The 20,040-nt window shown below is 61.1% G+C and carries 18 protein-coding genes; 9 read left to right on the top strand and 9 right to left on the bottom strand.

Annotated elements, in window-relative coordinates:
• Positions 1–44 precede the first annotated feature (44 nt).
• Complete coding sequence (locus AB8B29_RS16130; RefSeq protein ID WP_037195898.1) at positions 45–467, bottom strand: NUDIX hydrolase; 423 nt, start codon at positions 465–467, stop codon at positions 45–47.
• Positions 467–1,309 carry an AAA family ATPase gene (locus AB8B29_RS16125; protein ID WP_037195900.1) on the bottom strand — a complete coding sequence of 281 codons (843 nt, stop codon included), beginning with the start codon at positions 1,307–1,309 and terminating at the stop codon, positions 467–469. Before AB8B29_RS16125 ends, AB8B29_RS16130 begins: the two co-directional genes overlap by 1 nt.
• 165 nt (positions 1,310–1,474) lie before the next feature.
• On the opposite strand from AB8B29_RS16125, the gene AB8B29_RS16120 reads away from it, so the two are divergent.
• Positions 1,475–3,334: an ABC transporter ATP-binding protein/permease gene (locus AB8B29_RS16120; RefSeq protein ID WP_037195903.1), complete on the top strand. Its 1,860-nt coding sequence runs from the start codon at positions 1,475–1,477 to the stop codon at positions 3,332–3,334.
• Between the two features lie 107 nt (positions 3,335–3,441).
• On the opposite strand, the gene efp is transcribed toward AB8B29_RS16120, so the two are convergent.
• Positions 3,442–4,011: an elongation factor P gene (gene efp, locus AB8B29_RS16115; RefSeq protein WP_037195905.1), complete on the bottom strand. Its 570-nt coding sequence runs from the start codon at positions 4,009–4,011 to the stop codon at positions 3,442–3,444.
• Between the two features lie 151 nt (positions 4,012–4,162).
• Here efp and epmA point away from each other — a divergent pair, with 151 nt between their 5' ends.
• From epmA to AB8B29_RS16080, 7 genes are all read left to right on the top strand, one after another.
• Positions 4,163–5,227 carry an EF-P lysine aminoacylase EpmA gene (gene epmA, locus AB8B29_RS16110; protein WP_037195906.1) on the top strand — a complete coding sequence of 355 codons (1,065 nt, stop codon included), beginning with the start codon at positions 4,163–4,165 and terminating at the stop codon, positions 5,225–5,227.
• Positions 5,224–6,276, top strand: a complete 1,053-nt coding sequence (locus AB8B29_RS16105) for a lysine-2,3-aminomutase-like protein (RefSeq protein ID WP_037195908.1) — start codon at positions 5,224–5,226, stop codon at positions 6,274–6,276. The genes epmA and AB8B29_RS16105 overlap by 4 nt, the downstream gene beginning before the upstream one ends.
• 350 nt (positions 6,277–6,626) lie before the next feature.
• Positions 6,627–6,878, top strand: a complete 252-nt coding sequence (locus AB8B29_RS16100) for an acyl carrier protein (RefSeq protein ID WP_037196168.1) — start codon at positions 6,627–6,629, stop codon at positions 6,876–6,878.
• Entirely contained in the window at positions 6,878–8,071 is a 1,194-nt protein-coding gene (locus tag AB8B29_RS16095) for an acyl-CoA dehydrogenase family protein (protein WP_037196170.1), read from the top strand. The genes AB8B29_RS16100 and AB8B29_RS16095 overlap by 1 nt, the downstream gene beginning before the upstream one ends.
• A 5-nt stretch (positions 8,072–8,076) precedes the next feature.
• Positions 8,077–8,985, top strand: a complete 909-nt coding sequence (locus tag AB8B29_RS16090; RefSeq protein WP_047637699.1) for an amino acid--[acyl-carrier-protein] ligase — start codon at positions 8,077–8,079, stop codon at positions 8,983–8,985.
• An 8-nt stretch (positions 8,986–8,993) separates the two neighbouring features.
• On the top strand, positions 8,994–9,953 hold the full coding sequence (locus tag AB8B29_RS16085) for a DUF1839 family protein (RefSeq protein WP_080760453.1): 960 nt from the start codon (positions 8,994–8,996) through the stop codon (positions 9,951–9,953).
• A gap of 78 nt (positions 9,954–10,031) precedes the next feature.
• Complete coding sequence (locus AB8B29_RS16080) at positions 10,032–12,503, top strand: glycoside hydrolase family 2 protein (RefSeq protein WP_037195918.1); 2,472 nt, start codon at positions 10,032–10,034, stop codon at positions 12,501–12,503.
• Positions 12,504–12,576: 73 nt separating this feature from the next.
• Here the strand turns inward: AB8B29_RS16080 and AB8B29_RS16075 are convergent, their stop codons facing one another.
• The 6 genes from AB8B29_RS16075 to AB8B29_RS16050 form a co-directional block, all read right to left on the bottom strand.
• Positions 12,577–13,656, bottom strand: a complete 1,080-nt coding sequence (locus tag AB8B29_RS16075; protein ID WP_037196172.1) for an ABC transporter ATP-binding protein — start codon at positions 13,654–13,656, stop codon at positions 12,577–12,579.
• Between the two features lie 44 nt (positions 13,657–13,700).
• Positions 13,701–14,771, bottom strand: coding sequence for a Gfo/Idh/MocA family protein (locus AB8B29_RS16070; protein ID WP_037195921.1), 1,071 nt, complete (start codon positions 14,769–14,771; stop codon positions 13,701–13,703).
• 7 nt (positions 14,772–14,778) lie between these two features.
• On the bottom strand, positions 14,779–15,804 hold the full coding sequence (locus tag AB8B29_RS16065; RefSeq protein WP_037195923.1) for a Gfo/Idh/MocA family protein: 1,026 nt from the start codon (positions 15,802–15,804) through the stop codon (positions 14,779–14,781).
• Positions 15,805–15,877: 73 nt separating this feature from the next.
• Entirely contained in the window at positions 15,878–16,762 is an 885-nt protein-coding gene (locus tag AB8B29_RS16060) for a carbohydrate ABC transporter permease (RefSeq protein ID WP_037195926.1), read from the bottom strand.
• Complete coding sequence (locus AB8B29_RS16055) at positions 16,755–17,666, bottom strand: carbohydrate ABC transporter permease (protein ID WP_063835585.1); 912 nt, start codon at positions 17,664–17,666, stop codon at positions 16,755–16,757. The genes AB8B29_RS16060 and AB8B29_RS16055 overlap by 8 nt, the downstream gene beginning before the upstream one ends.
• Positions 17,667–17,727: 61 nt before the next feature.
• Entirely contained in the window at positions 17,728–19,014 is a 1,287-nt protein-coding gene (locus tag AB8B29_RS16050; protein WP_047553920.1) for an ABC transporter substrate-binding protein, read from the bottom strand.
• A gap of 181 nt (positions 19,015–19,195) precedes the next feature.
• On the opposite strand from AB8B29_RS16050, the gene AB8B29_RS16045 reads away from it, so the two are divergent.
• On the top strand, positions 19,196–19,891 hold the full coding sequence (locus AB8B29_RS16045; RefSeq protein WP_047637701.1) for a TetR family transcriptional regulator: 696 nt from the start codon (positions 19,196–19,198) through the stop codon (positions 19,889–19,891).
• The last annotated feature ends 149 nt before the right edge of the window (positions 19,892–20,040 follow it).

Below are 20,040 nucleotides of genomic sequence, written 5' to 3'. Positions count from 1 at the left end.
AGCTTTGCGGCGGCTGGCGGCCGCGCTCTGATGTCGGTTCTCACTTACAAATGTTCAAGAAGCGCCGCCATGCCATAGCCGAGACGCTTCCGCGCCTCGGCGAGCGATATCCAGAAAAAGCGGAAGCAGATGGGTGCGCTGCCATCGAACGGCGTCATCTCGAAGTGGCGCCAGGTGGCCGGTGTCGTCTCCGGGAGGGTGCAGCGGAAAAAATGCCGCTGATGGTGACAGGTGCGACCGCTCTTCTCGAACCGGTAATCGTCGATGCCGAGCGGATGCAGCGCGTTTGCTGTGAGCCCGGTTTCTTCTTCGAACTCTCGTGCTCCCGCTGCCGCTATGTCTTCGCCGGCCTCGACGGTACCGCCGGGGACCTGCAGTTCGACCGCCGGAAAATCCGGCTCGTCGAAAACAAGCAAGTGGCGCTCCCGAACGGCGTAGATCAGGACCTTAACAGCATCCGGCTGCATTATTTTCCCTGCCCACGCGCCATGAAGGCCAGCCGCTCGAAGAGGTGCACGTCCTGCTCGTTCTTCAGCAAAGCACCGTGGAGCTTCGGCAGGGCGTTTTTCGCATCGCCGCGCAGCGTGGCCGGATCGACATCGTCGGCGACGAGCAGACGGATCCAATCGAGGGCTTCGGATGTCGAGGGCTTCTTCTTCAGGCCCGCCACGTCTCGGATCTCGAAGAATTGCGTCAGCGCCGCATGCAGAAGCGTCTGCTTGATGCCGGGATAGTGTACCTCGACTATGCGCTCCAGTGTTTCCATGTCGGGGAAGCGGATATAGTGGAAGAAGCAGCGGCGCAGGAAGGCGTCCGGCAGCTCCTTTTCATTGTTTGATGTGATGATGACGATCGGCCGGATGGCGGCCCGGATCGTTTCGTCGGTCTCGTAGACATGGAATTCCATGCGGTCGAGTTCCTGCAAGAGGTCGTTCGGAAATTCGATATCGGCCTTGTCGATCTCGTCGATCAGCAACACGCATTTCCGCGGCGAGGTGAAGGCCTGCCAGAGCTTTCCCTGTCTGATATAGTTGCTGATATCATGAACGCGTGCGTCGCCGAGCTGGCTGTCGCGCAGGCGCGAGACGGCATCGTATTCGTAAAGGCCCTGCTGCGCCCTGGTGGTCGATTTTACGGCCCACTCGATGAGGTCCAGGCCGAGAGCAGCGGCCACCTGTCGCGCCAGTTCCGTCTTGCCCGTGCCCGGTTCACCCTTTACGAGAAGCGGACGCTCCAGCCGGATGGCTGCATTGACGGCGACCATCAGATCCTTGTCGGCGATATAGTCGGCAGTTCCTTGAAATTGCATCGGAAGGCTTTCTCAATCTTTCCAGTGCAAGCTAGTTGCTGACCTTATTCGGTTCAAGGCGTGAAACCGTGTATATAGGAACGTGATCGCACCAATCTGTTGCAAGGGTGGACATGAGGGCGGGTCTTGATTAACTGACGGGACGTGCGTCGCAGGGAAGTGCTGATGGCAGTTGAAGCGCAAGCCAAGCCGAATATCCAGGGAAACGAGCAGGTCGGTTACGATTTGAGTCTTTTCTTTCGGCTGAGGATGATGTTCTCGGCTTTCTGGAATTCGCCGGTACGCATCAAGATCATTTCGCTGACCGTAGCGCTCTTCCTGATTATCCTGGTCACCGCCTATGTCCAGGTGCTGCTCAACAGCTGGAACGCTCCTTTTTACGATTCGCTGGCAAGGCGCGATACCTCCGCCTTCTTCCACCAGCTTGGCGTCTTCGGCATCATTGCCGGCTCGCTTCTGGTCCTCAACGTCATCCAGGCATGGCTGAACCAGATGACCGCGCTCTATATGCGCGAGGGCCTGGCAAGGGATCTGGTGAACCAATGGCTGCAGGCCAAGCGTGCGCTTCGCCTTGCCTCCTCCGGCCTGATCGGCGTCAATCCAGACCAGCGGCTCCATGAGGATGCCCGCAATCTCGCCGAAAGCACGACGGGTCTGGCGATCGGCCTGGTGCAGGCGACGATCCTGCTGCTGAGCTTCATCGGCGTGCTTTGGGAACTGTCGAGCGGCATGGTCTTCCATTTCAGGGGTGCAAGCTTCTCCGTCCCCGGCTATATGGTCTGGGCGGCGATCCTCTATGCCGGTTCGGCATCGTTCCTCAGCCAGTTCGTCGGCCGCCGGCTGGTGCGGCTGAATGCCGATCGCTATTCGAAGGAAGCCGAGCTGCGCTTCGCGCTCATGCATGCCAACGAGCATATGCCGGCGATCACCATTGCCGGCGGCGAAGAGAATGAACGCCGGCGGATCAATGTCGATATTTCCGCCGTGCTCGCCGTCATCCGCCAGCTTGCGATCGCCAATACCAATCTCACCTGGGTTTCCGCCGGCTACGGCTGGCTGGTGCTGATCATCCCCATCCTCGTGGCTGCGCCCGCCTATTTCTCCGGCGGGCTGACCTTCGGCCAGCTCATGGTGGCAGTCGGCGCCTTCAATCAGGTCAATTCGGCCCTGCGCTGGTATGTTGCCAATTTCGGACCGATCGCCGAATGGCGCGCCACGCTGATGCGCGTCACCGATTTCCGCAAGGCACTGACGGAGATGGACGACAAGACGCCGATGCCGCACACCCTCGTCTTCGAGAAGGCCGCGCCCGGCACGATGGTATGGACCGACATGGAGATCTCCACCAGGACCAGCGACGAGGCGACCGAGAACGGCTTCCGGATTGCCGAGGGGACGGTCACGATCAATGCCGGCGAACACATCATGGTCAACGGCGATCACGGCGTGAACCGCCGGCTGCTGTTCGAGGTGCTGGCGCATCAATGGTATAGCGGCTCCGGCACCGTCAGCCTGCCGCCGATGGAAGACGTTCTGTTCATGCCACACACACCCTATGTGCCGAGCGGCACGCTCAGGGAGGCGATCTGTTTCCCTGAGGATCGGGATGTCTACGACGAGGCCGCGGTCGAGGCCGCGATGGACAAGGTGAGCCTTGGTCGCCTCAAGAGCCGTCTCGACACGCAAGCCCGCTGGGACCGGCTGCTTGATATCGAGGAGCAGAAGGCCGTCGGCTTTGCGCATCTGCTGTTGGCGAAGCCGAAATGGGTAGTCCTCGACGACGCCATGGAAGGGCTGGAGGCGGAAATTCAGGCGCAGTTTTCAGCGCTGCTGGCGGAATTGACCGACGTGACCGTGATCTATATCGGCCGCAACGAAGCCTATCTTCATGCCATGTCCCCTCGCGTCCTGCATCTGCAGGCACTGGTATCGCGCGACGAGGATGATGTGGCCGCAGCCACGCCACCGGCGGCCGTACCCGCAGAGGCAACGGTCAGGGATACGAAGAAGGCCAACGCGCCGTAACTTTGCTTCGGAGACGTGCATGTCCGGCCATGGCGACGCCAGCCGCTGAAACTAAAACGCCCCGTCTTGGCGACGAGGCGTTTCTCATGCAAGCAAGCGGCCGAGGCTCAGTCCTTGGCGCGCTCGACGTAGGAATTGTCTTCCGTGGCGATGACGACGCGGGTGCCGGCGTTGATGTGCGGCGGCACCATGGTGCGCACGCCGTTCGACAGGATGGCGGGCTTGTAGGACGAGGATGCCGTCTGGCCCTTGACGACCGGTTCGGTCTCGGTGATCTCAAGCGTGACATGGCGCGGCAGCTGGAGCGCGAGCGGAATGCCTTCGTGGATCGACAGGACGCAGGTCATGCCTTCCTGCAGATAGGCTTTCTGGTCGCCCATGGTCTCGACATCGACGACCACCTGATCGTAGTTGGCCGGGTTCATGAAGTGGAAGCCTTCGCCGTCTTCATAGAGGTACTGGAAGTTCACGTCTTCGACGAAGGCGCGCTCGACCTGCTCAGTGGTGCGCCAGCGTTCGGACACCTTAACGCCGTCAACGATGCGGCGCATATCGACCTGGGTAACCGGCGTACCCTTGCCCGGATGAAAGTTCGCGGCGGTGAGAACGACGTAGAGCTTGCCGTCGACGTCGAGAACGTTGCCCTTGCGGACCGAAGAGGCGATGACCTTGACCATAAGACTTCCTTGTAACGCTGTGTTTTGCGTCGTAGAGGGACTGTCTAAATGCTCTCCGAGACGCAGCAATTGTTTGCTTGGGGGCGCAACTACCCTAAATCAATGGAAATTGCCACCCCCAACGCGGCCTGCGCCCTGAAGAAAGCTAGGAATGAAGCCAACAACGAGCAAGGCGTCTCCTTGGTGGACCCGCAATGTCCATGCGGACCGGCGGCCGTTTCTCATTGGCCGTAACGCCATCCAGGCGGCTCTGCGGGGTTTCTTCGCGCGCAACGACTTCATCGAGGTCGATACGGCGACGCTGCAGGTGTCGCCCGGCAACGAGGCGCATCTCCATGCCTTCGAGACCGAGGCGCTGACGACGGACGGCAAGGCATCACCTCTCTATCTTCATACGTCGCCAGAGTTTGCCTGCAAGAAGCTGCTCGCGGCCGGTGAGGAGCGCATCGCCTGTTTTGCCCATGTCTATCGCAATCGTGAGCGGGGCCCGCTGCACCATCCGGAATTCACCATGCTGGAATGGTATCGGGCTGGGGAAAGCTACGAGGCCCTGATGGCCGACTGTTCTGTGCTGCTGGCGCTGGCAGCCGAGACGGTCGGGGCAAAAAAGCTGACCTATCGCGGCGCCGAGACCGATCCTTTCCTCACGCCGGAGCGTATCAGCGTCGGAGCGGCTTTCGAACGTTACGCCGGCATCGATCTTTTTGCCTCCATCGGCATGGACGGATCCACGGACCCGGAGCGTCTGGCGGCGGACATGCGGCGGGTCGGCATACGCGTCGCCAAAGATGACGTGTGGCCCGATCTCTTCAGCCGGGTGCTGGTCGAGAAGGTTGAACCCAATCTCGGCTTCGGCCGTGCGACGATCCTCGATGAATATCCCGTCTCCGAGGCCGCGCTTGCCCGGCCCTCCGCTGGAGACCACCGTGTCGCCGAACGTTTCGAGCTCTATGCCTGCGGAGTCGAGCTTGCCAATGCGTTCGGTGAACTGACCAATGCCGACGAGCAGCGGCGGCGGTTCGAAATCGAGATGGCGGAAAAGCAGCGCGTCTATGGCGAAACCTATCCGCTCGACGAGGATTTTCTGGAGGCGCTTGCCGTCATGCCTGACGCAAGCGGCATCGCGCTCGGCTTCGATCGGCTCGTCATGCTGGCAACCGGGGCCTCGCGGATCGAGCAGGTGCTCTGGGCGCCGGTTGCGGAGTTCGGCGTATGAATTCGATGCGTCCGATCAGGAATATCAGCGAACTCGAGCGTGCCGGATTGATCGATGCCGATCAGGCGATTTCGCTGGAGGCGGTGACGGAGCGATATGCGGTGGCGCTGACACCGACCGTTGCGCGGCTGATCGACCGCACCGATCCAGCCGATCCCATTGCCCGGCAATTCCTGCCCGACATGGCTGAACTTGCCGTCACGCCGGAAGAGCGTGCCGATCCGATCGGCGATCATGCCCATAGCCCCGTCGAAGGCATCGTCCATCGCTATCCGGATCGCGTGCTGCTGAAGGCCGTGCATGTCTGCCCGGTCTATTGCCGCTTCTGCTTTCGCCGCGAGATGGTCGGGCCACAAGGTCTCGGGACGCTCGACGGCGAGGCGCTCGATGCCGCCTTTGCCTATATCCGCGGTCACAGCGAGATTTGGGAGGTCATTCTCACCGGCGGCGACCCGCTGGTTCTTTCGCCGCGCCGGCTCGAAGAGATCTTGCGGCAGTTGGCCGATATCGATCATGTGAAGATCGTCCGCTTCCACACGCGCGTTCCCGTTGTCGATCCCTTGCGGATCGATGCGGCATTGATCGCGGCACTGAAGGCTAGCGGCAAGACCATCTATGTGGCCCTGCATGCCAATCATCCGCGGGAACTGACGGGTGAGGCGCGCGCTGCCTGCGCCCGGTTGGTCGATGCGGGGATCGTGCTGATCAGCCAATCGGTGCTCCTGAAGGGCGTCAACGACGATCCGGATGTGCTGGCAGCCCTGATGAAGGCTTTCGTCGAAACGCGGGTGAAGCCCTATTACCTGCACCATCCCGATCTTGCGCCCGGCACCAGCCATTTTCGCCTGACGATCGCCGAAGGCCAGGCGATCGTTTCGGCTCTGCGCGGCCGCATTTCCGGCCTCTGCCAGCCCACCTACATTCTCGATATTCCCGGCGGCCACGGCAAGGCGGATATCGGCAAGAGTTCGGTTCGCGAGGTCAGCGAGGGTTGCTACTCGATTTCGGATTATCGCGGCGGCGAGCACGTCTACCCGCCCGATTCATAGATCCTGGGCCGCCGTTTTACTCTGCCGCTATGCTTGTTATGAGATTTTTTGAATAAAACGTATTGGCGAAGTTGGCACATTAACCTTATTGTCGGTGGCGCCTATTCACAAATCGAATACGCGAAAATATTAGGGCATCTTAATATTTGCCTGTAAACGCTGCCTTGCATGGCTTACAGATGGTAAACTTCATTTAGAAAAATGTTGAATATGCGAATTTTCTAGAAGTATATCCCAATTGTATTTACCACGTCGATTAGCGGAATGTTCTATTTTGCCCGTTACTTCTTGGCTGACGATAAGACTGCGTAACTGCAGTTATGCTTGCCATTGCCAGAAGGGACAAGATTATGAATAAGACGATTCGCGATTTGCTGACCAAATTCGGTGCGCTTCCCGTTGCTGTCGATGGGATTGCCGATGATGCCGATCTCTATGTCACGGGATTGTCCTCATTTGCTTCCGTACAGCTGATGCTCGGCATCGAAGAGGCTTTTGACGTTGAGTTTCCCGACAATCTGCTGAACCGCAAGTCCTTCGCCAGCATTGCCGCCATCGAAAAGACTGTCGGTATGATCCTGGACAGCCGGAAGGTTGCATGATGAGCGTGGCGGTCGCTTTGCTTGAGGTTGGGACGGGAGACGGACCGGCGGTACGTGCCGCGCGCGTCGCCGCGATCGCCAGCCAACACGCCGATGCCGTCGATGCCGAGGGCCGGTTCCCGCGCGAAGCCGTCGACGCGATGCGCGCCGAGAGATTGCTATCCATCCAGATCCCGGCCGCTCTTGGCGGCGAGGGCGCATCGATCACTGAAATCGCCGAGCTTTGCTCGATCCTCGGCCAGGCCTGCGCGGCCAGCGCCATGGTTTTCGCCATGCATCAGATCAAGCTTTCGAGCCTGGTCGAGCATGGCGCCGACAGCGATTGGCACCGTGATTTCATGCGCCGCATTGCGAGCGAGCAGCTGTTGCTGGCCTCGGCGACGACTGAAGGCGGCATTGGCGGCAATCTGCGCAACAGCATCTGCGCCATCAAGGTCGAGGGCGATACCTGCTTCCTGGAAAAGGATGCGACCGTCATTTCCTATGGCGCCCATGCCGATGCGATCCTGATCACATCCCGCAGCCACGCCGAGGCGGCTTCTTCCGACCAGGTGCTGACGGTTTTCCTTAGGGATCAGTATAGGATTGAACGCACGGTCGAGTGGAACACGCTCGGCATGCGCGGCACCTGCTCCGACGGCTTCCTGTTCAAGGGCGAGGCGCCGGCCGTGCAGATCCTGCCGAAGCCGTTTGCCGAGATCGCCGCGCAATCGATGCTGGCGAGCTCGCATCTGCTCTGGAGCGGCGTCTGGTACGGCATTGCGGCCGATGCCGTTGCCCGTGCTCAGGCTTTCGTGCGCGCAGCGGCCCGCAAATCGCCGGGCACGCAGCCGCCGGGTGCATTGCGGCTGGCGGAAGTCTCCAGTCTGCTGCAGATGGTGAAGTCGAATGTCGTTGCCGGTCTTAAGGTTTATGAAGAGGCCAAGGTTGATGCCGATCGGCTGTCTTCGATGGCCTTTGCCGTCGCGATGAACAACGTCAAGATCGCGTCGTCGGAGATGATCCTGCCGATCATCAACCACGCCATGCTGATCTGCGGCATCATGGGCTACAAGAATGGCACGCCCTACAGCCTCGGCCGCCATCTGCGCGATGCGCACTCCGCTCAATTGATGATCTCGAATGATCGCATTCTCGGCAACACGTCGACCATGCTGCTCGTCCACAAACAAGATACAAGCCTGTTGGGGTAATCGTAATGGATATGAAATCCTCGTTTCTCGATCGTCTTTTTGATTCTGGTCTTCTGATCGACACCGGCGTTGACGGTCTCTACGGGCGCAGCGGTCAGTTCGAAGACGTCATTGCCGCCTTCGAGCGGCTGATCGACAAATTCGGCGGCGCCGATGGCGCCGAGGCCATCCGCTTTCCGCCGGGCATGAACCGCGCCTTTTTCGAAAAGAGCGGCTACATGAAGAGCTTCCCGCAGCTCGCCGGCACGGTGCACAGCTTCTGCGGCAGCGAACTCGACCATATGAGCCTCTTGAAGTGCATGGAAGTCGGCGACGACTGGACGAAAGACCAGCAGGCGACCGATATCGTGCTGACGCCGGCGGCCTGCTATCCGCTTTATCCGACCGTTGCCAAGCGCGGCGCTCTGTCGGAAAGCGGCGCGCTCTTTGATCTGCAGTCCTACTGCTTCCGTCACGAGCCATCCAAGGATCCGGCCCGCCAGCAGCTCTTCCGCATGCGCGAATATGTCTGCATGGGCACCGACAAGCATGTGACGGATTTCCGCCAAAGCTGGATGGATCGCGGCATCGAGATGATGAAGGCCGTCGGCCTCGACGTGACCATCGACGTTGCCAACGATCCCTTCTTCGGCCGCGCCGGCAAGATGCTCGCCAACAACCAGCGCGACCAGAACCTGAAGTTCGAACTGCTGATCCCGATCACCTCGACAGCCAACCCGACGGCCTGTATGAGCTTCAACTATCACCAGGACGCCTTTGGGACGAAATGGGGTTTGAACTTCGCTGACGGTAGCGTTGCGCATACCGCCTGCGTCGGCTTCGGCCTCGAGCGCATTGCGCTGGCGCTCTTCCACCACCATGGTCTCGACGTCAAGGAATGGCCCGAGAGCGTGCGCAAGACGCTGTGGGGCTGATCGCTTCCATGGCTGCCGTTTTCCAGGGACTGGATCCCGCCACCTACAAGCCACATGCGTTGCACGACAGCGAACGCATGTGGCCGGAGACCAATTGCTACATCGATCTGTGGATCGAAGTGCTCTCGAGCCTGAAGCTTCAGCCGGAAGCCATGCTTGGCTTCACGCTGGGCCAGGATTTCGAGGGCGACCAGTTCACTTTCTTTAAGGTGCCGCTCGAAGATCTCGAAGCGCTCTACGGCATCCGCTGCACGGAGCTTGCGATCTACGACAAGGTCCAGCATCACGTCGGCGAGCAGATCGGCCGCGGCCGGCTCTGCCTGGTGGAGATGGACTCCTTCTTCATGCCTGATACGCAGGGCGTCGGTTATCGCCGCGAGCATGGCAAGACGACTGTCGCGATCAACCGGCTCGATATGGACGGCCGTACAATCGACTATTTCCACAATGGCGGCTTCTTCCGCCTCTCAGGTGAAGATTTCGACGGGCTGTTCCAGCTGCAGCTGACGGAAGACGACCTGCCGTTCCTGCCCTATACGGAATTCGCGAAATTTCCCGACAAGACACCGGGAGAATCCGCCGTCCGGCAAACATCGCGGCAGCTGCTGTCCTTCCATTTCCGCCGCCGTCCGCAGGCCAATCCTATCCGCGCCTTTGCCGAGGTCTTTCCCGTGCAGGTCGAAGCGGTTGCCGAGCGGCCTTTCGGCTTCTTCCATAAATATGCCTTCAACACGCTGCGCCAGCTCGGCGCCAATTTCGAGCTCGCGGGCAGCCATCTGGACTGGCTGACGGCGGATTTCTCCGACGCTGCCGTCGAAGCGCGACGGATTTCCGAAGCGGCGAAATCGGTGCAGTTCCAGCTTGCCCGCGCCATTACGCGCAAGAAATTCGAGCCATTGCGGACGGCGCTTGATCCGGCGGCCGATGCGTGGGATGCCATGATGGGGCTGCTTGAACGGAAGCTCTGACCGGCTGCCGTTCGGTTGCGAAACGGCTCGGCGATTTCGGGATAGATGTGGGGCGGGGAAATCCCCCGGAAAGATGTCATGGGCGGGCGCTTGGCTGATATCGGCGGCGGAATGCGGCTGAGCGAAGGATGGAATCTGGTCCTGACGGATGCGGGCACCTGTGCCTTGCCTTCCGACGTGCCCTTTTCGGCCGGCTTGATCCCCGCGCCGGTGCCGGGCACCGTGGCCGAGGCGCTGGAAAAGGCCGGGCTCTTCGACCGCGCGAAACCTCACATCCTCAACGACCGGGATGCCTGGTATATTTGTCGCATGGTGGATGTGGATGCCGGCGATGCGGTGCTGCGGCTGGAAGGGCTGGCGACACTCTGCGAGGTCTTCCTCAACGGTCAGAAAATCCTCGTCTCCGAAAGCATGTTCGAAGCCCATGATATCGCCGTGAGCCTGCTCGGCGGCGACGAGCTGGCGCTGTGCTTCCGCGCTCTGGGGCCAAGGCTTTCGGAGCAGGGTCCCCGCGCCCGCTGGCGGCCGCAGATGATCACGCCGCAGGGCCTCCGCTTCGTGCGCACGACATTGCTCGGCCACATGCCCGGCTGGTGTCCGGAGATCCATGCCGTTGGCCCATGGCGACCGGTTTCCCTTCTGCGCCCGAGCGCGCCTGTCGTCCGCGATCTCTCCCTGCGGCCGGACTTGCTCGATGATGGCGAAGGCCGGCTCTATGCATCGCTTTCGATCGAGGGCGATGCCGGGGAGATCGTCCTGCGCTGCGGTGAGGTCGAGCAGGCTTTCGAGCTGGACAGTCCCGGCCGCTACAACGCCATCCTGAAAATTCCCGGTGTGGAGCCATGGTGGCCGCATACGCATGGCGCACCATACCTATATGACGTCGCGCTTGTCATCGACGGTGCGGAATATCCCCTCGGAAACACCGGCTTTCGACGGCTGTCAGTCGATCGTGGCGCCGATGGGCAGGATTTTGCTGTTGTCATCAACGGCGAGCGGATTTTCTGCCGCGGCGCGGTCTGGACGACGGCCGACATCGTGCGCCTGCCCGGCGGCCGCGAGGATTACGAACCCTGGCTGCGGCTGGCGGCGCAGGCCGGCATGAACATGATCCGCATCGGCGGCACCATGGCCTATGAGGCGCCGGATTTCTTCCGCCTCTGCGACGAACTCGGCCTGCTGGTCTGGCAGGATTTCATGTTCGCCAATTTCGACTACCCGAAGAACGACAAGACTTTCAACGCCCATGTCGAGGCGGAGGTTGCGCAGCTTCTTGGCCGTACGCGCCTGTCGCCTTCGCTTGCCGTTCTTTGCGGCGGCAGCGAGATCCATCAGCAAGCGGCGATGATGGGCCTGCCCGAACAGTTCTGGAAAAGCCCGATTGTCGAGGACATCATCCCGCCGGTCGTACAATCGCTTCGGCCCGATGTGCCCTATGTCGTCAACTCGCCGTCCGGCGGCGCCATGCCGTTTTCTCCGAATGCCGGCGTGACGCATTACTACGGCGTCGGCGCCTACATGCGGCCGCTTGCCGATGCGCGCCGCGCCGATGTCCGCTTTGCGGCCGAGAGCCTGGCATTCGCGCATGTGCCGCAGGCCCGCACGCTCATCCGGCATCTGCCGGTTCCGGCTGTTCATAGCCCGCTATGGAAGGAGCGCGTGCCACGCGATCGCGGCGCATCCTGGGATTTCGAGGATGTGCGCGATCATTACCTTCAGGAACTCTACGGCTTCGAGCCCAACCGATTGCGGCGGGAGGACCCCGATCTCTATCTCGGTCTTTCCCGCGCGGTGACCGGCGAGGTCGCGGAAGAGACCTATGCCGAATGGCGGCGACAAGGTTCGGGTTGCAACGGCGCGCTTGTCTGGACGCTGCAGGACCTGCTGCCCGGCGCGGGCTGGGGTGTGATCGATTCGACCGGCGAGCCCAAGCCGATATGGTATGCATTGCGCCGCGCCTTCCGGCCTGTGCAGGTGCTGTTGACAGACGAGGGCACCAACGGCCTTGATGTGCATGTGATCAACGAGAGCGATGCGGCGCTTGATATCGCGCTCGAGGTTTCCTGCCTGCGCGATGGCCGTCAGAGGGTGGTGGGCGGTAGCCGCGAACTGGTAGTCGAAGCCCGCTCCAAGCAGAGGATTGCCTGCACGGATCTCTTCGGCGCCTTTTTCGACACGAGCTACGCCTTTCGCTTCGGCCCGCCGTCGCATGATGTGACGGTGGCGCGGCTGACGGCACCCGGTACCGGCGCGCTGATTGCGGAAGCCTTTCATTTCCCGCTCGGAAGGGCGGCCGCATTCCACGACGCCGAGATTGCAGCATCGGTCCTGCAGGAGGGCGAGGATTGGTTTCTGGATCTTCGCAGCGATCGGCTTGCGCAATCGGTGCAGATCGATTTCGAGGCCTACCGGGCTGAGGATGACTGGTTTCATCTCCCGCCGGACGGCAGCCGGCGTGTTCGGCTTCACCGGCGGGCAGGAATACCGGCCGACGCCGTTCCGATGGGTCAGATCCGCGCTGTCGGTAGCCGGCGAATCGTCGAAGTGTGATCAAGGTGCGGCGAATGCGGAGCCCTATCTCGCCCCTGGCGGGCAGGATAACCCCTGCGCGCATCAGCTTCCCTTACAGCGTTGCGCCATCCGGTCCGAACAGGTGGCAGCGTTCGGGATCGATGCGGATGTTGACCGTTTCTCCGGCGCGGATGGCCTGCTGATCTTCCAATGCCACCGTCAGCGTCTGGCCGCCTTGCAGCGTGGCGTAGAGGATCGTCTGGCCGCCCAGATGCTCAACGAGATCGACGCCGGCGGTGCCGAGCGCCAGACCGCGATCGCCGACGTTCAGATGTTCGGGGCGCGCGCCGAGTGTCACGTTCTCTCCGGGCCGGATGCCGCCCAGCCGGCGCGGCAGGCGAACTGTCTGGCCGTGGAGGTCGATGACGGCGGAGCCATCGTCGGAGGCGACGATCTTGGCGTCGAGGAAGTTCATTTTCGGCGAGCCGATGAAGCCGGCCACGAACTTGTTCTTCGGCTTGTTATAGAGGTCGAGCGGTGCGCCGACCTGCTCGATTTTGCCGCCGTTGAGCACGACGATCTTGTCGGCCATGGTCATTGCCTCGGTCTGGTCGTGCGTGACGTAGATCATGGTGTTGCCGAGCCGCTGGTGCAGGCGGGCGATCTCGACGCGCATCTGGACACGCAGCTCGGCGTCCAGGTTCGAAAGCGGTTCGTCGAAGAGGAAGATATTGGGTTCACGCACGATGGCGCGGCCGATGGCGACGCGCTGGCGCTGGCCGCCGGAGAGCTGTTTCGGCTTGCGTTGGAGAAGCTGCGTGATCTGCAGGACCTCGGCGGCCTTTTCGACGCGCGGCTGGATGTCCTGCTTCTTCATGCCAGCCGTTTCCAGGCCGAAGGCGAGGTTTTTATAGACCGACATATGCGGATAGAGCGCATAGGACTGGAAGACCATGGCGATGCCGCGCTTGGAGGCGGGAACATCGTTCATGCGGCTGCCGTCGAGATAAAGACCGCCGCCGGAAATCGGCTCCAGCCCGGCAATCATGCGCAGAAGCGTTGATTTTCCGCAGCCGGATGGGCCGACGAAAACGGTAAATTCCCCCGGTTCGATTTCCAGATCGATGCCGTGGACGACCTGGAGTTCGCCATAGCGCTTGATAACCTTCTGCAGCGAGACACTTGTCGCCATGGGCGCTTCCTCCTTGTTCGTCCTGATGGCTGACGGGGCAACGTTCATGACGGCCTCCAGCTCTTGTATTTTGCGCTTTCCGGTCCGACAGGGAAGCGGACTTCGGTGCGCGTTTCCGATGATTCATAGAATGCCGTGACCAGTTCCAGCGCCTGGCGGGCATCGGCTGTCGTCACCGGCAGCGGTCCACCTGACATTAGCGCCTCGTGGAACAGCTTCATCTGCGAGTTGAAGCGGTTGGGAATCGGCGTCCAGTCGGCCAGCAGCGCATCGATCTTCGCGGCGATTTCGTCATTGGCCGGGATGATCTTCCAGGGATCCTGGCCGGGGCTGTAGGGCTCGTGGTTGCTTTCGATCAACACATTCTCGAAGGCAAGCCGCAGGCGGCTGATCTGCTCCTGCGAGCCGAGCGTGGCGCTGATGGTGGCGAGCGCGCCGTTTTCCATCAGCAGGCTGGCGCTCGCGCAATCCTCGACCTCAATGTCGTTGACGCGCGTGGCAACACGGCCGAAAAGGCCTGCGATCGGTCCCATCAGATAGGTCAGCATGTCGTGCAGATGGATGGAATGCGTCATCAGCACGCCGCCAAGCTCCGTCGCCCATTTGCCGCGCCAGGGGACGGCATAATAATCGGCGCCACGCACCCAATGGGTTTCGGAGGTGGCGACATAGGCCTTGCCGGCGATGCCGGCGTCGACGATGCGCTTGGCCTTCTGGATGCCGTCGCCGTAGCGATACTGGAAGATCGGCATCAGCTTGCCCTTGGCCGTCTTCTCGGCGGCGATGACGGCATCGACATCGGCGAGCGATCCCACAAGCGGCTTTTCGCAGACCACATGTTTTCCGGCTGCGAGCGCCTGCATGATGAGCTCGAAATGCGAGCCGGGCGGCGTGCAGATATCGATAATGTCGATATCGGACATATCAAGGACTTCGGAGAAATCCTTGATGCGCTTGCCGATGCCGAATTCGTCGCCGACCGCGTTCAGGCGCTCCTCGTTGAGATCGCAGAGGACGGCAACTTCGAAGCGATCGGAATGAGGCAGATAGCCTTCGACGATGTGGGAGCGGCCGATACCGAGACCGATGATCGCGACTTTCTTTATGTCGGACATATGCGGATTACCTTTGGATGCTGTTGAGCGATGTTGCTTCGGCAAGCGCCTGCGCCTTCAGCGCCAGCTCCATGGCCTTGAAGCAATGGTCCTGGCCCATCGCCGTTTCGGTGCGGTCCCTGATGTCGGCTACAAACTGCCGCCCGTAGGGCAGATCAAGGCCGGCGCAGTCGATATGCTGCATGCCCTTGCGGTCGGTGAGGAAGAGATGATCGGTGCCGGGGCGGCCGGCAACGTCGATATATTTGCGCAGCTCGATCGTGCCTTCGGTGCCGACGATGAAGAGGCGGCCGTCGCCCCAGGTGGAAAGGCCGTCCGGCGTGAACCAGTCGACGCGGACATAGCCCGTCACGTCAGGCGTGCGCAGGTGGACATCACCATAGTCCTGCAGCCCGGGCGTCTCGGGATTGGCGCGGTTGGACACGGTTGCCGACAACACCTCGGCCTCGAGCGAGCCGGCGAAGAACAGGAACTGCTCGCATTGATGCGAGGCGATGTCGGTGATGATGCCGCCGTAGCGCTTGCGGTCGAAGAACCATTCCGGCCGGGTCGGCTTGCGTAGCCGGTGCGGCCCAAGGCCCGTCGTGTGGATGACCTTGCCGATGGCGCCGGCCTTGACCAGCTCGCCGGCCTTGACGGTCGATGCCGTCTCGAAATGCTCGGAATAGAGAATGGAGACGATGCGCTTGGTTTCGGCCTGCACCCTGCGCACCTCGGCGAGTTGATCCAGCGTTACCATGCCGGGCTTGTCGAGCATCACGTCCTTGCCGTGGCGCATGACCTCGATGGCAAGGCCCGCCCGTTCGCTGGAAATCGCCGCGCTGACGATCAGCGCGATGGAGCGGTCCTCCAGGATTTCTTTTCTGTCGGCAACGCGTTTCGCCTGCGGAAAGCGCTCGGCGAAGACGGCGGCAAGGTCGTCCTCGATGGCATGGAATGCGACCAGTTCCGCGCCGGCCCGCAGCATGACGTTGACCTGGCCGTAAATGTGATCGTGGTTGAGGCCGATGGCGGCGAAGCGCAGCGCGCTCATGCGACATTTCCTTTCGTAGGTTTGTTGGTTCGCCGTCCCGAATCTTGGGTATTCGGGGCTGCGAGGTTCATAATCAGCGTTTGAGGCCGGCGGTCGCGATGCCGTCGATCAGCAGCCTCTGGAAGAAGAGGAAGATCAGGAAGACCGGGATCAACGACAGGCTCGACATGGCAAACAGGCTGCTCCAGTCGGAACTTCCTGTGGAATCCACGAAGGAGCGCAGGCCGAGCTGCACCGTGTAGGTGTTGATGTCGGAGAGATAGATCAGCGGCCCGAAGAAATCGTCCCAGGTCCAGATGAAGGAGAAGATGGCGGCGGTGGCGAGTACCGGCAGCGACAGCGGCAGCATGATGCGCCAGTAGATGCGCCACGGGCTGCAGCCGTCCATCATGGCGGCCTCATCCAGTTCGCGGGGGATGCCGCGGAAGAACTGCACCATCAGGAAGATGAAGAAGGCGTCGACAGCGAGAAATTTCGGCACGACCAGCGGCAGCATGGTCTTCACCCAGCCGAGCTTGAGGAAGAGGATATATTGCGGGATCAGCGTGACGTGGTAGGGCAGCATCAGCGTGCCGAGCATCAAAGCGAACCAGAAATTCTTGCCCCAGAATTCCAGCCGCGCGAAGGCATAGGCCGCCAGCGAGCAGGAGATCACGTTGCCGATGACCGAGAGCACGGCGATAACGACCGAATTCCAGACGAAGGTGCCGAAGGTGACCTGACCGCCGAACCAGCCGCGGGCATAGGAGCTGAAGTCGAAGTGTGACGGGATCAGCGATGCCGTGCCGAAGATCTCGTTCTGGTCCTTGATCGAGCCTGAGAGCATCCACAGCAGCGGATAGAGCATCACGATCGACGCGGCGACGAGGGCGATGTGGATGAGGACGGAGACGAACCAGGGACGCTCGCGCGGCGGGTTCATATCCTCGGCAAAATGGGTGAGCTTCGCGTCAGTCATCGTAATGAACCCAATAACGAGCGGAGAGGAAGGAGAAGGTGGTGAAGATCGCGATGATGATCACCAGGATCCAGGCGAGTGCGGCGGCATAGCCCATGCGGAAATAGCCGAAGGCTTCCTGATAGAGGTAGAGTGTATAGAACAGTGTCGAATCGATCGGGCCGCCGGTGCCGGAGGAAATCACATAGGCCGGCGTGAAGGCCTTGAATGCGTCGATGGTCTGAACCACCGCATTGAAGAAGATCACCGGCGTGAGCAGCGGCAGGGTGATCTTGAAGAAGATCCGCCTCTTGGAGGCGCCATCGAGGCTGGCGGCTTCATAGAGATCGGTCGGGATCTGCCTGAGGCCCGCCAGGAAGATGATCATCGGCGAGCCGAACTGCCAGATTGCCAGGATGATCAGGGTATAGAGCGAATAGTCCGGATTGGAGATCCAGCTCGGGCCGTTGATGCCGAAGACATACCAGAGCAGGGTGTTGATGATGCCGTCGGCATCGAAGATCTGCCGCCACAGGACGGCGATGGCGACGCTGGAGCCGAGCAGCGACGGCAGGTAGAAGATGGCGCGGTAGACGGGAAGGCCTCGAATGCCGCGGTTGAGCAGCAGCGCCACCGAGAGCGCGAAGGCAAGCTTCAGCGGCACGGAGCAGACCACGTAGAACAGCGTCACCTTCATCGACGACAGGAACTTGTCGTCCGCCGTGGCGATGCGCACGTAATTGTCCCATCCGACCAGGTTCGGAGACTGGAGCAGATTGTAGTCGGTGAAGGACAGGTAGAGCGACGCAATCGCCGGTCCGAGGGTCAGTCCGAAGAAGCCGATGAACCATGGCAGGAGAAAGAGATAGCCCGGCGCGTTGCGCGAAAATGCGCTCGGCGCCTTGTAGGTGGTTTCCACGCGCATCGGCGCGCGCACGCCGACGGCCAAGCCGCCGGCAACGCTCTTGCTGTTTGTACCCACGGTATCAGCCTCGCGTAACGTTTGCTGCTGCCTGTTCGGTGAACTTCGTCCCGGCGTCCTGCGCGCTGGTCTTGCCGAAGGCCACTTCCTCGGCGATCTTTTTCAGCAGGAATGCATTCTCGCCGGCGCCGTTCGGCGGAGACGGCGGCAGCGCTCCGACATGCGGCGTCAGTCGGCCGATATAGTCGACGACCTGCTTGCTCGTCGCATCGAGATCCGGGGTCAGGAGATCGCGGATCTTTGTCGACGGCGGAACGCCGCGCTCGACGCCGAGTGCCTTGGCGCCCTCCGGATCCTCCACCAGGTAATTGACGAAAGCGACGGCAGCGTCCTTGTTGGCAGAGGTCGCCGAAACCGACATCAGCATCGACGGCTTCAGATACTGGCCGGGTTTGCCGTCAGCACCGGGGACCGGATAGGAAACGATATTGAGCTTTTCCTTGACCAGACCCTGAATGGCGACGAACTGGTTGGAATGGGCGTAGCTGACGGCTGCCTTCTTGGTCACGAGCATGTCGGTTTCGAGGGTCTGTTGGTCGAGCGCCTGTGCATCGGCCGGAACGCAAGCGCCGATCTTGCGCATATGTCCCCAGAAGTCGAACCATTCGGTGGCATCCTTGGCCTCGAAGGCCACCTTGCCGTCGGCGGTATAGAGCGCCTTGCCGCGCTGGCGCAGCCAGCATTCGAAGGCCGGCTCTCCGCCGCTCGCATCCGCAGTGCCATAGAAGCCGCGGCGCTTCTTGGCTGATGTCACCTTGGCGCAGGCATCGCCGAGCTGTTCCCAGGTCATGCCGTCATGCGGCGGCTCGACGCCGGCTTCGGTCCAGGCCGCCGCATTGACGACGACCATCGAGGAATTGACGCCGAGATTAACGCCGTAAATCTTGTTGTCGACCTTGCCGGAATCGATATTAGCCGGGCCGAAATCCTCGATCGCGAGGCTCTTGCCGAGATAGGGCGTCATGTCGAGCAGCGCGCCGCGGCGGGCATACTCGAAGATATAGCGATAGTCCATCTGGATGAGATCGGGCGCATTGCCGCCGCCCGTCTGCGTGGCGAGACGCGTCCAGTAGCTGTCCCAGCCGAAGGACTCGCCGGCGATGGTGACATCGGCATTCTTGGCCTGATAGGCCTTGACGGCTGCGAATGTGCGATCGCTTCGCTCCTTCGATCCCCACCAAAGAAGGCGCATCGCCGTTGCCGCATGGGCGCGGGAAAGTCCGATACTGCTGAAAGCTAGCGTAGCTGCCATGCCGGCAATGAGCTGCCGGCGATCGATCGTCAAAGTCATCCTGGTCTCCTCCCCAGTAAACCGATGATTTACGAACTGCTTTGCATGATATAACTATTTGGTTACAAGTTGGATAGAAATGCGACCGCTGTCAAGCGTCAATCGTGTCACAATCAAAACGACGTCTGCGAGAGCCGGTGGCGCCCCTCGCGGGAAAGATCGATGCGGGAGGAGGTTAGTCATGACCGCCAGGGAGAGGCAAGAGACTGAAAAGTCAGCGCAAGCCGGGATCGGCGAGGCTATACGAACACGGTCGAAAAAAGTGTCGCGCAATCCGCAACGGACCCATGCCGCGATCCTGGAAGCAGCGACGGAAGAGTTTGCCGCGCATGGCTTCGGCGGCGCGCGGGTGGATGCGATCGCGGCGCGGGCGCAGACCAACAAGCGGATGCTCTACCACTATTTCGGCGACAAGGAGGGGCTCTATCTCGCCGTGCTGGAGGCGACCTATGCGGCGATCCGCAACGCCGAAAAGCATCTCGATCTCGCCCGCCGCGACCCCGAAGAGGGAATGCGGGAACTTGCGCTGTTCACCTGGCGGCATTTTCTCGCGCATCCCGAGTTTCTAAGCCTGCTCGTGACCGAAAATCTGCATCAGGCACACTATCTGCAGCGATCGGACAGGGTGCTGGAGATGCATTCGCATTTCATCGATGAGCTTTCAGATGTGTTGCGCCGCGGTGAGGCTGCCGGCGTGTTCCGGTCCGCCGTCGATCCCGTATCCGTCTATCTGACGATCGCGGCACTCGGTTTCTTCTACCTGTCCAACCGTCACACCTTGTCGACGATTTTTGCGCGCAAGTTGACCAGCCCGGACGCGCTCAATGCCTGGGGCGAACATATCGTAGAGGTGACCCTTGCCTCCATCCGGGCATAGCGTGTCCCGAGGGCCCATGGCTCTCCAGCCTTCAGAGAAATTTTCAAAAGGCGGTTGACAAGGCCGGAGTGATCGCGCGATCTTGTAACCATATGGTTACATTGCTTAGGCGACCAAGCATTTGCTTTTCCTGATTCTGGAGGGAATCG

The organism is Rhizobium sp. 11_C7_N12_5 (assembly GCF_051811145.1).
In the GTDB taxonomy this organism is placed as follows: Bacteria; Pseudomonadota; Alphaproteobacteria; order Rhizobiales; family Rhizobiaceae; genus Rhizobium; species Rhizobium lusitanum.
This window is presented reverse-complemented; position numbering and strand designations above follow the sequence as displayed.

What these genes read in the sequence shown, in the direction of transcription:
- AB8B29_RS16045 (WP_047637701.1), top strand. Translation starts at nt 19,196, where the DNA reads ATGACCGCCAGGGAGAGGCAAGAGACTGAAAAGTCAGCGCAAGCCGGG.
- AB8B29_RS16055 (WP_063835585.1), bottom strand. Translation starts at nt 17,666, where the DNA reads ATGCGCGTGGAAACCACCTACAAGGCGCCGAGCGCATTTTCGCGCAAC.
- AB8B29_RS16050 (WP_047553920.1), bottom strand. Translation starts at nt 19,014, where the DNA reads ATGACTTTGACGATCGATCGCCGGCAGCTCATTGCCGGCATGGCAGCT.
- AB8B29_RS16130 (WP_037195898.1), bottom strand. Translation starts at nt 467, where the DNA reads ATGCAGCCGGATGCTGTTAAGGTCCTGATCTACGCCGTTCGGGAGCGC.
- efp (WP_037195905.1), bottom strand. Translation starts at nt 4,011, where the DNA reads ATGGTCAAGGTCATCGCCTCTTCGGTCCGCAAGGGCAACGTTCTCGAC.
- AB8B29_RS16105 (WP_037195908.1), top strand. Translation starts at nt 5,224, where the DNA reads ATGAATTCGATGCGTCCGATCAGGAATATCAGCGAACTCGAGCGTGCC.
- AB8B29_RS16070 (WP_037195921.1), bottom strand. Translation starts at nt 14,771, where the DNA reads ATGTCCGACATAAAGAAAGTCGCGATCATCGGTCTCGGTATCGGCCGC.
- AB8B29_RS16100 (WP_037196168.1), top strand. Translation starts at nt 6,627, where the DNA reads ATGAATAAGACGATTCGCGATTTGCTGACCAAATTCGGTGCGCTTCCC.
- epmA (WP_037195906.1), top strand. Translation starts at nt 4,163, where the DNA reads ATGAAGCCAACAACGAGCAAGGCGTCTCCTTGGTGGACCCGCAATGTC.
- AB8B29_RS16080 (WP_037195918.1), top strand. Translation starts at nt 10,032, where the DNA reads ATGGGCGGGCGCTTGGCTGATATCGGCGGCGGAATGCGGCTGAGCGAA.
- AB8B29_RS16090 (WP_047637699.1), top strand. Translation starts at nt 8,077, where the DNA reads ATGGATATGAAATCCTCGTTTCTCGATCGTCTTTTTGATTCTGGTCTT.
- AB8B29_RS16085 (WP_080760453.1), top strand. Translation starts at nt 8,994, where the DNA reads ATGGCTGCCGTTTTCCAGGGACTGGATCCCGCCACCTACAAGCCACAT.
- AB8B29_RS16075 (WP_037196172.1), bottom strand. Translation starts at nt 13,656, where the DNA reads ATGGCGACAAGTGTCTCGCTGCAGAAGGTTATCAAGCGCTATGGCGAA.
- AB8B29_RS16095 (WP_037196170.1), top strand. Translation starts at nt 6,878, where the DNA reads ATGAGCGTGGCGGTCGCTTTGCTTGAGGTTGGGACGGGAGACGGACCG.
- AB8B29_RS16065 (WP_037195923.1), bottom strand. Translation starts at nt 15,804, where the DNA reads ATGAGCGCGCTGCGCTTCGCCGCCATCGGCCTCAACCACGATCACATT.
- AB8B29_RS16060 (WP_037195926.1), bottom strand. Translation starts at nt 16,762, where the DNA reads ATGACTGACGCGAAGCTCACCCATTTTGCCGAGGATATGAACCCGCCG.
- AB8B29_RS16125 (WP_037195900.1), bottom strand. Translation starts at nt 1,309, where the DNA reads ATGCAATTTCAAGGAACTGCCGACTATATCGCCGACAAGGATCTGATG.
- AB8B29_RS16120 (WP_037195903.1), top strand. Translation starts at nt 1,475, where the DNA reads ATGGCAGTTGAAGCGCAAGCCAAGCCGAATATCCAGGGAAACGAGCAG.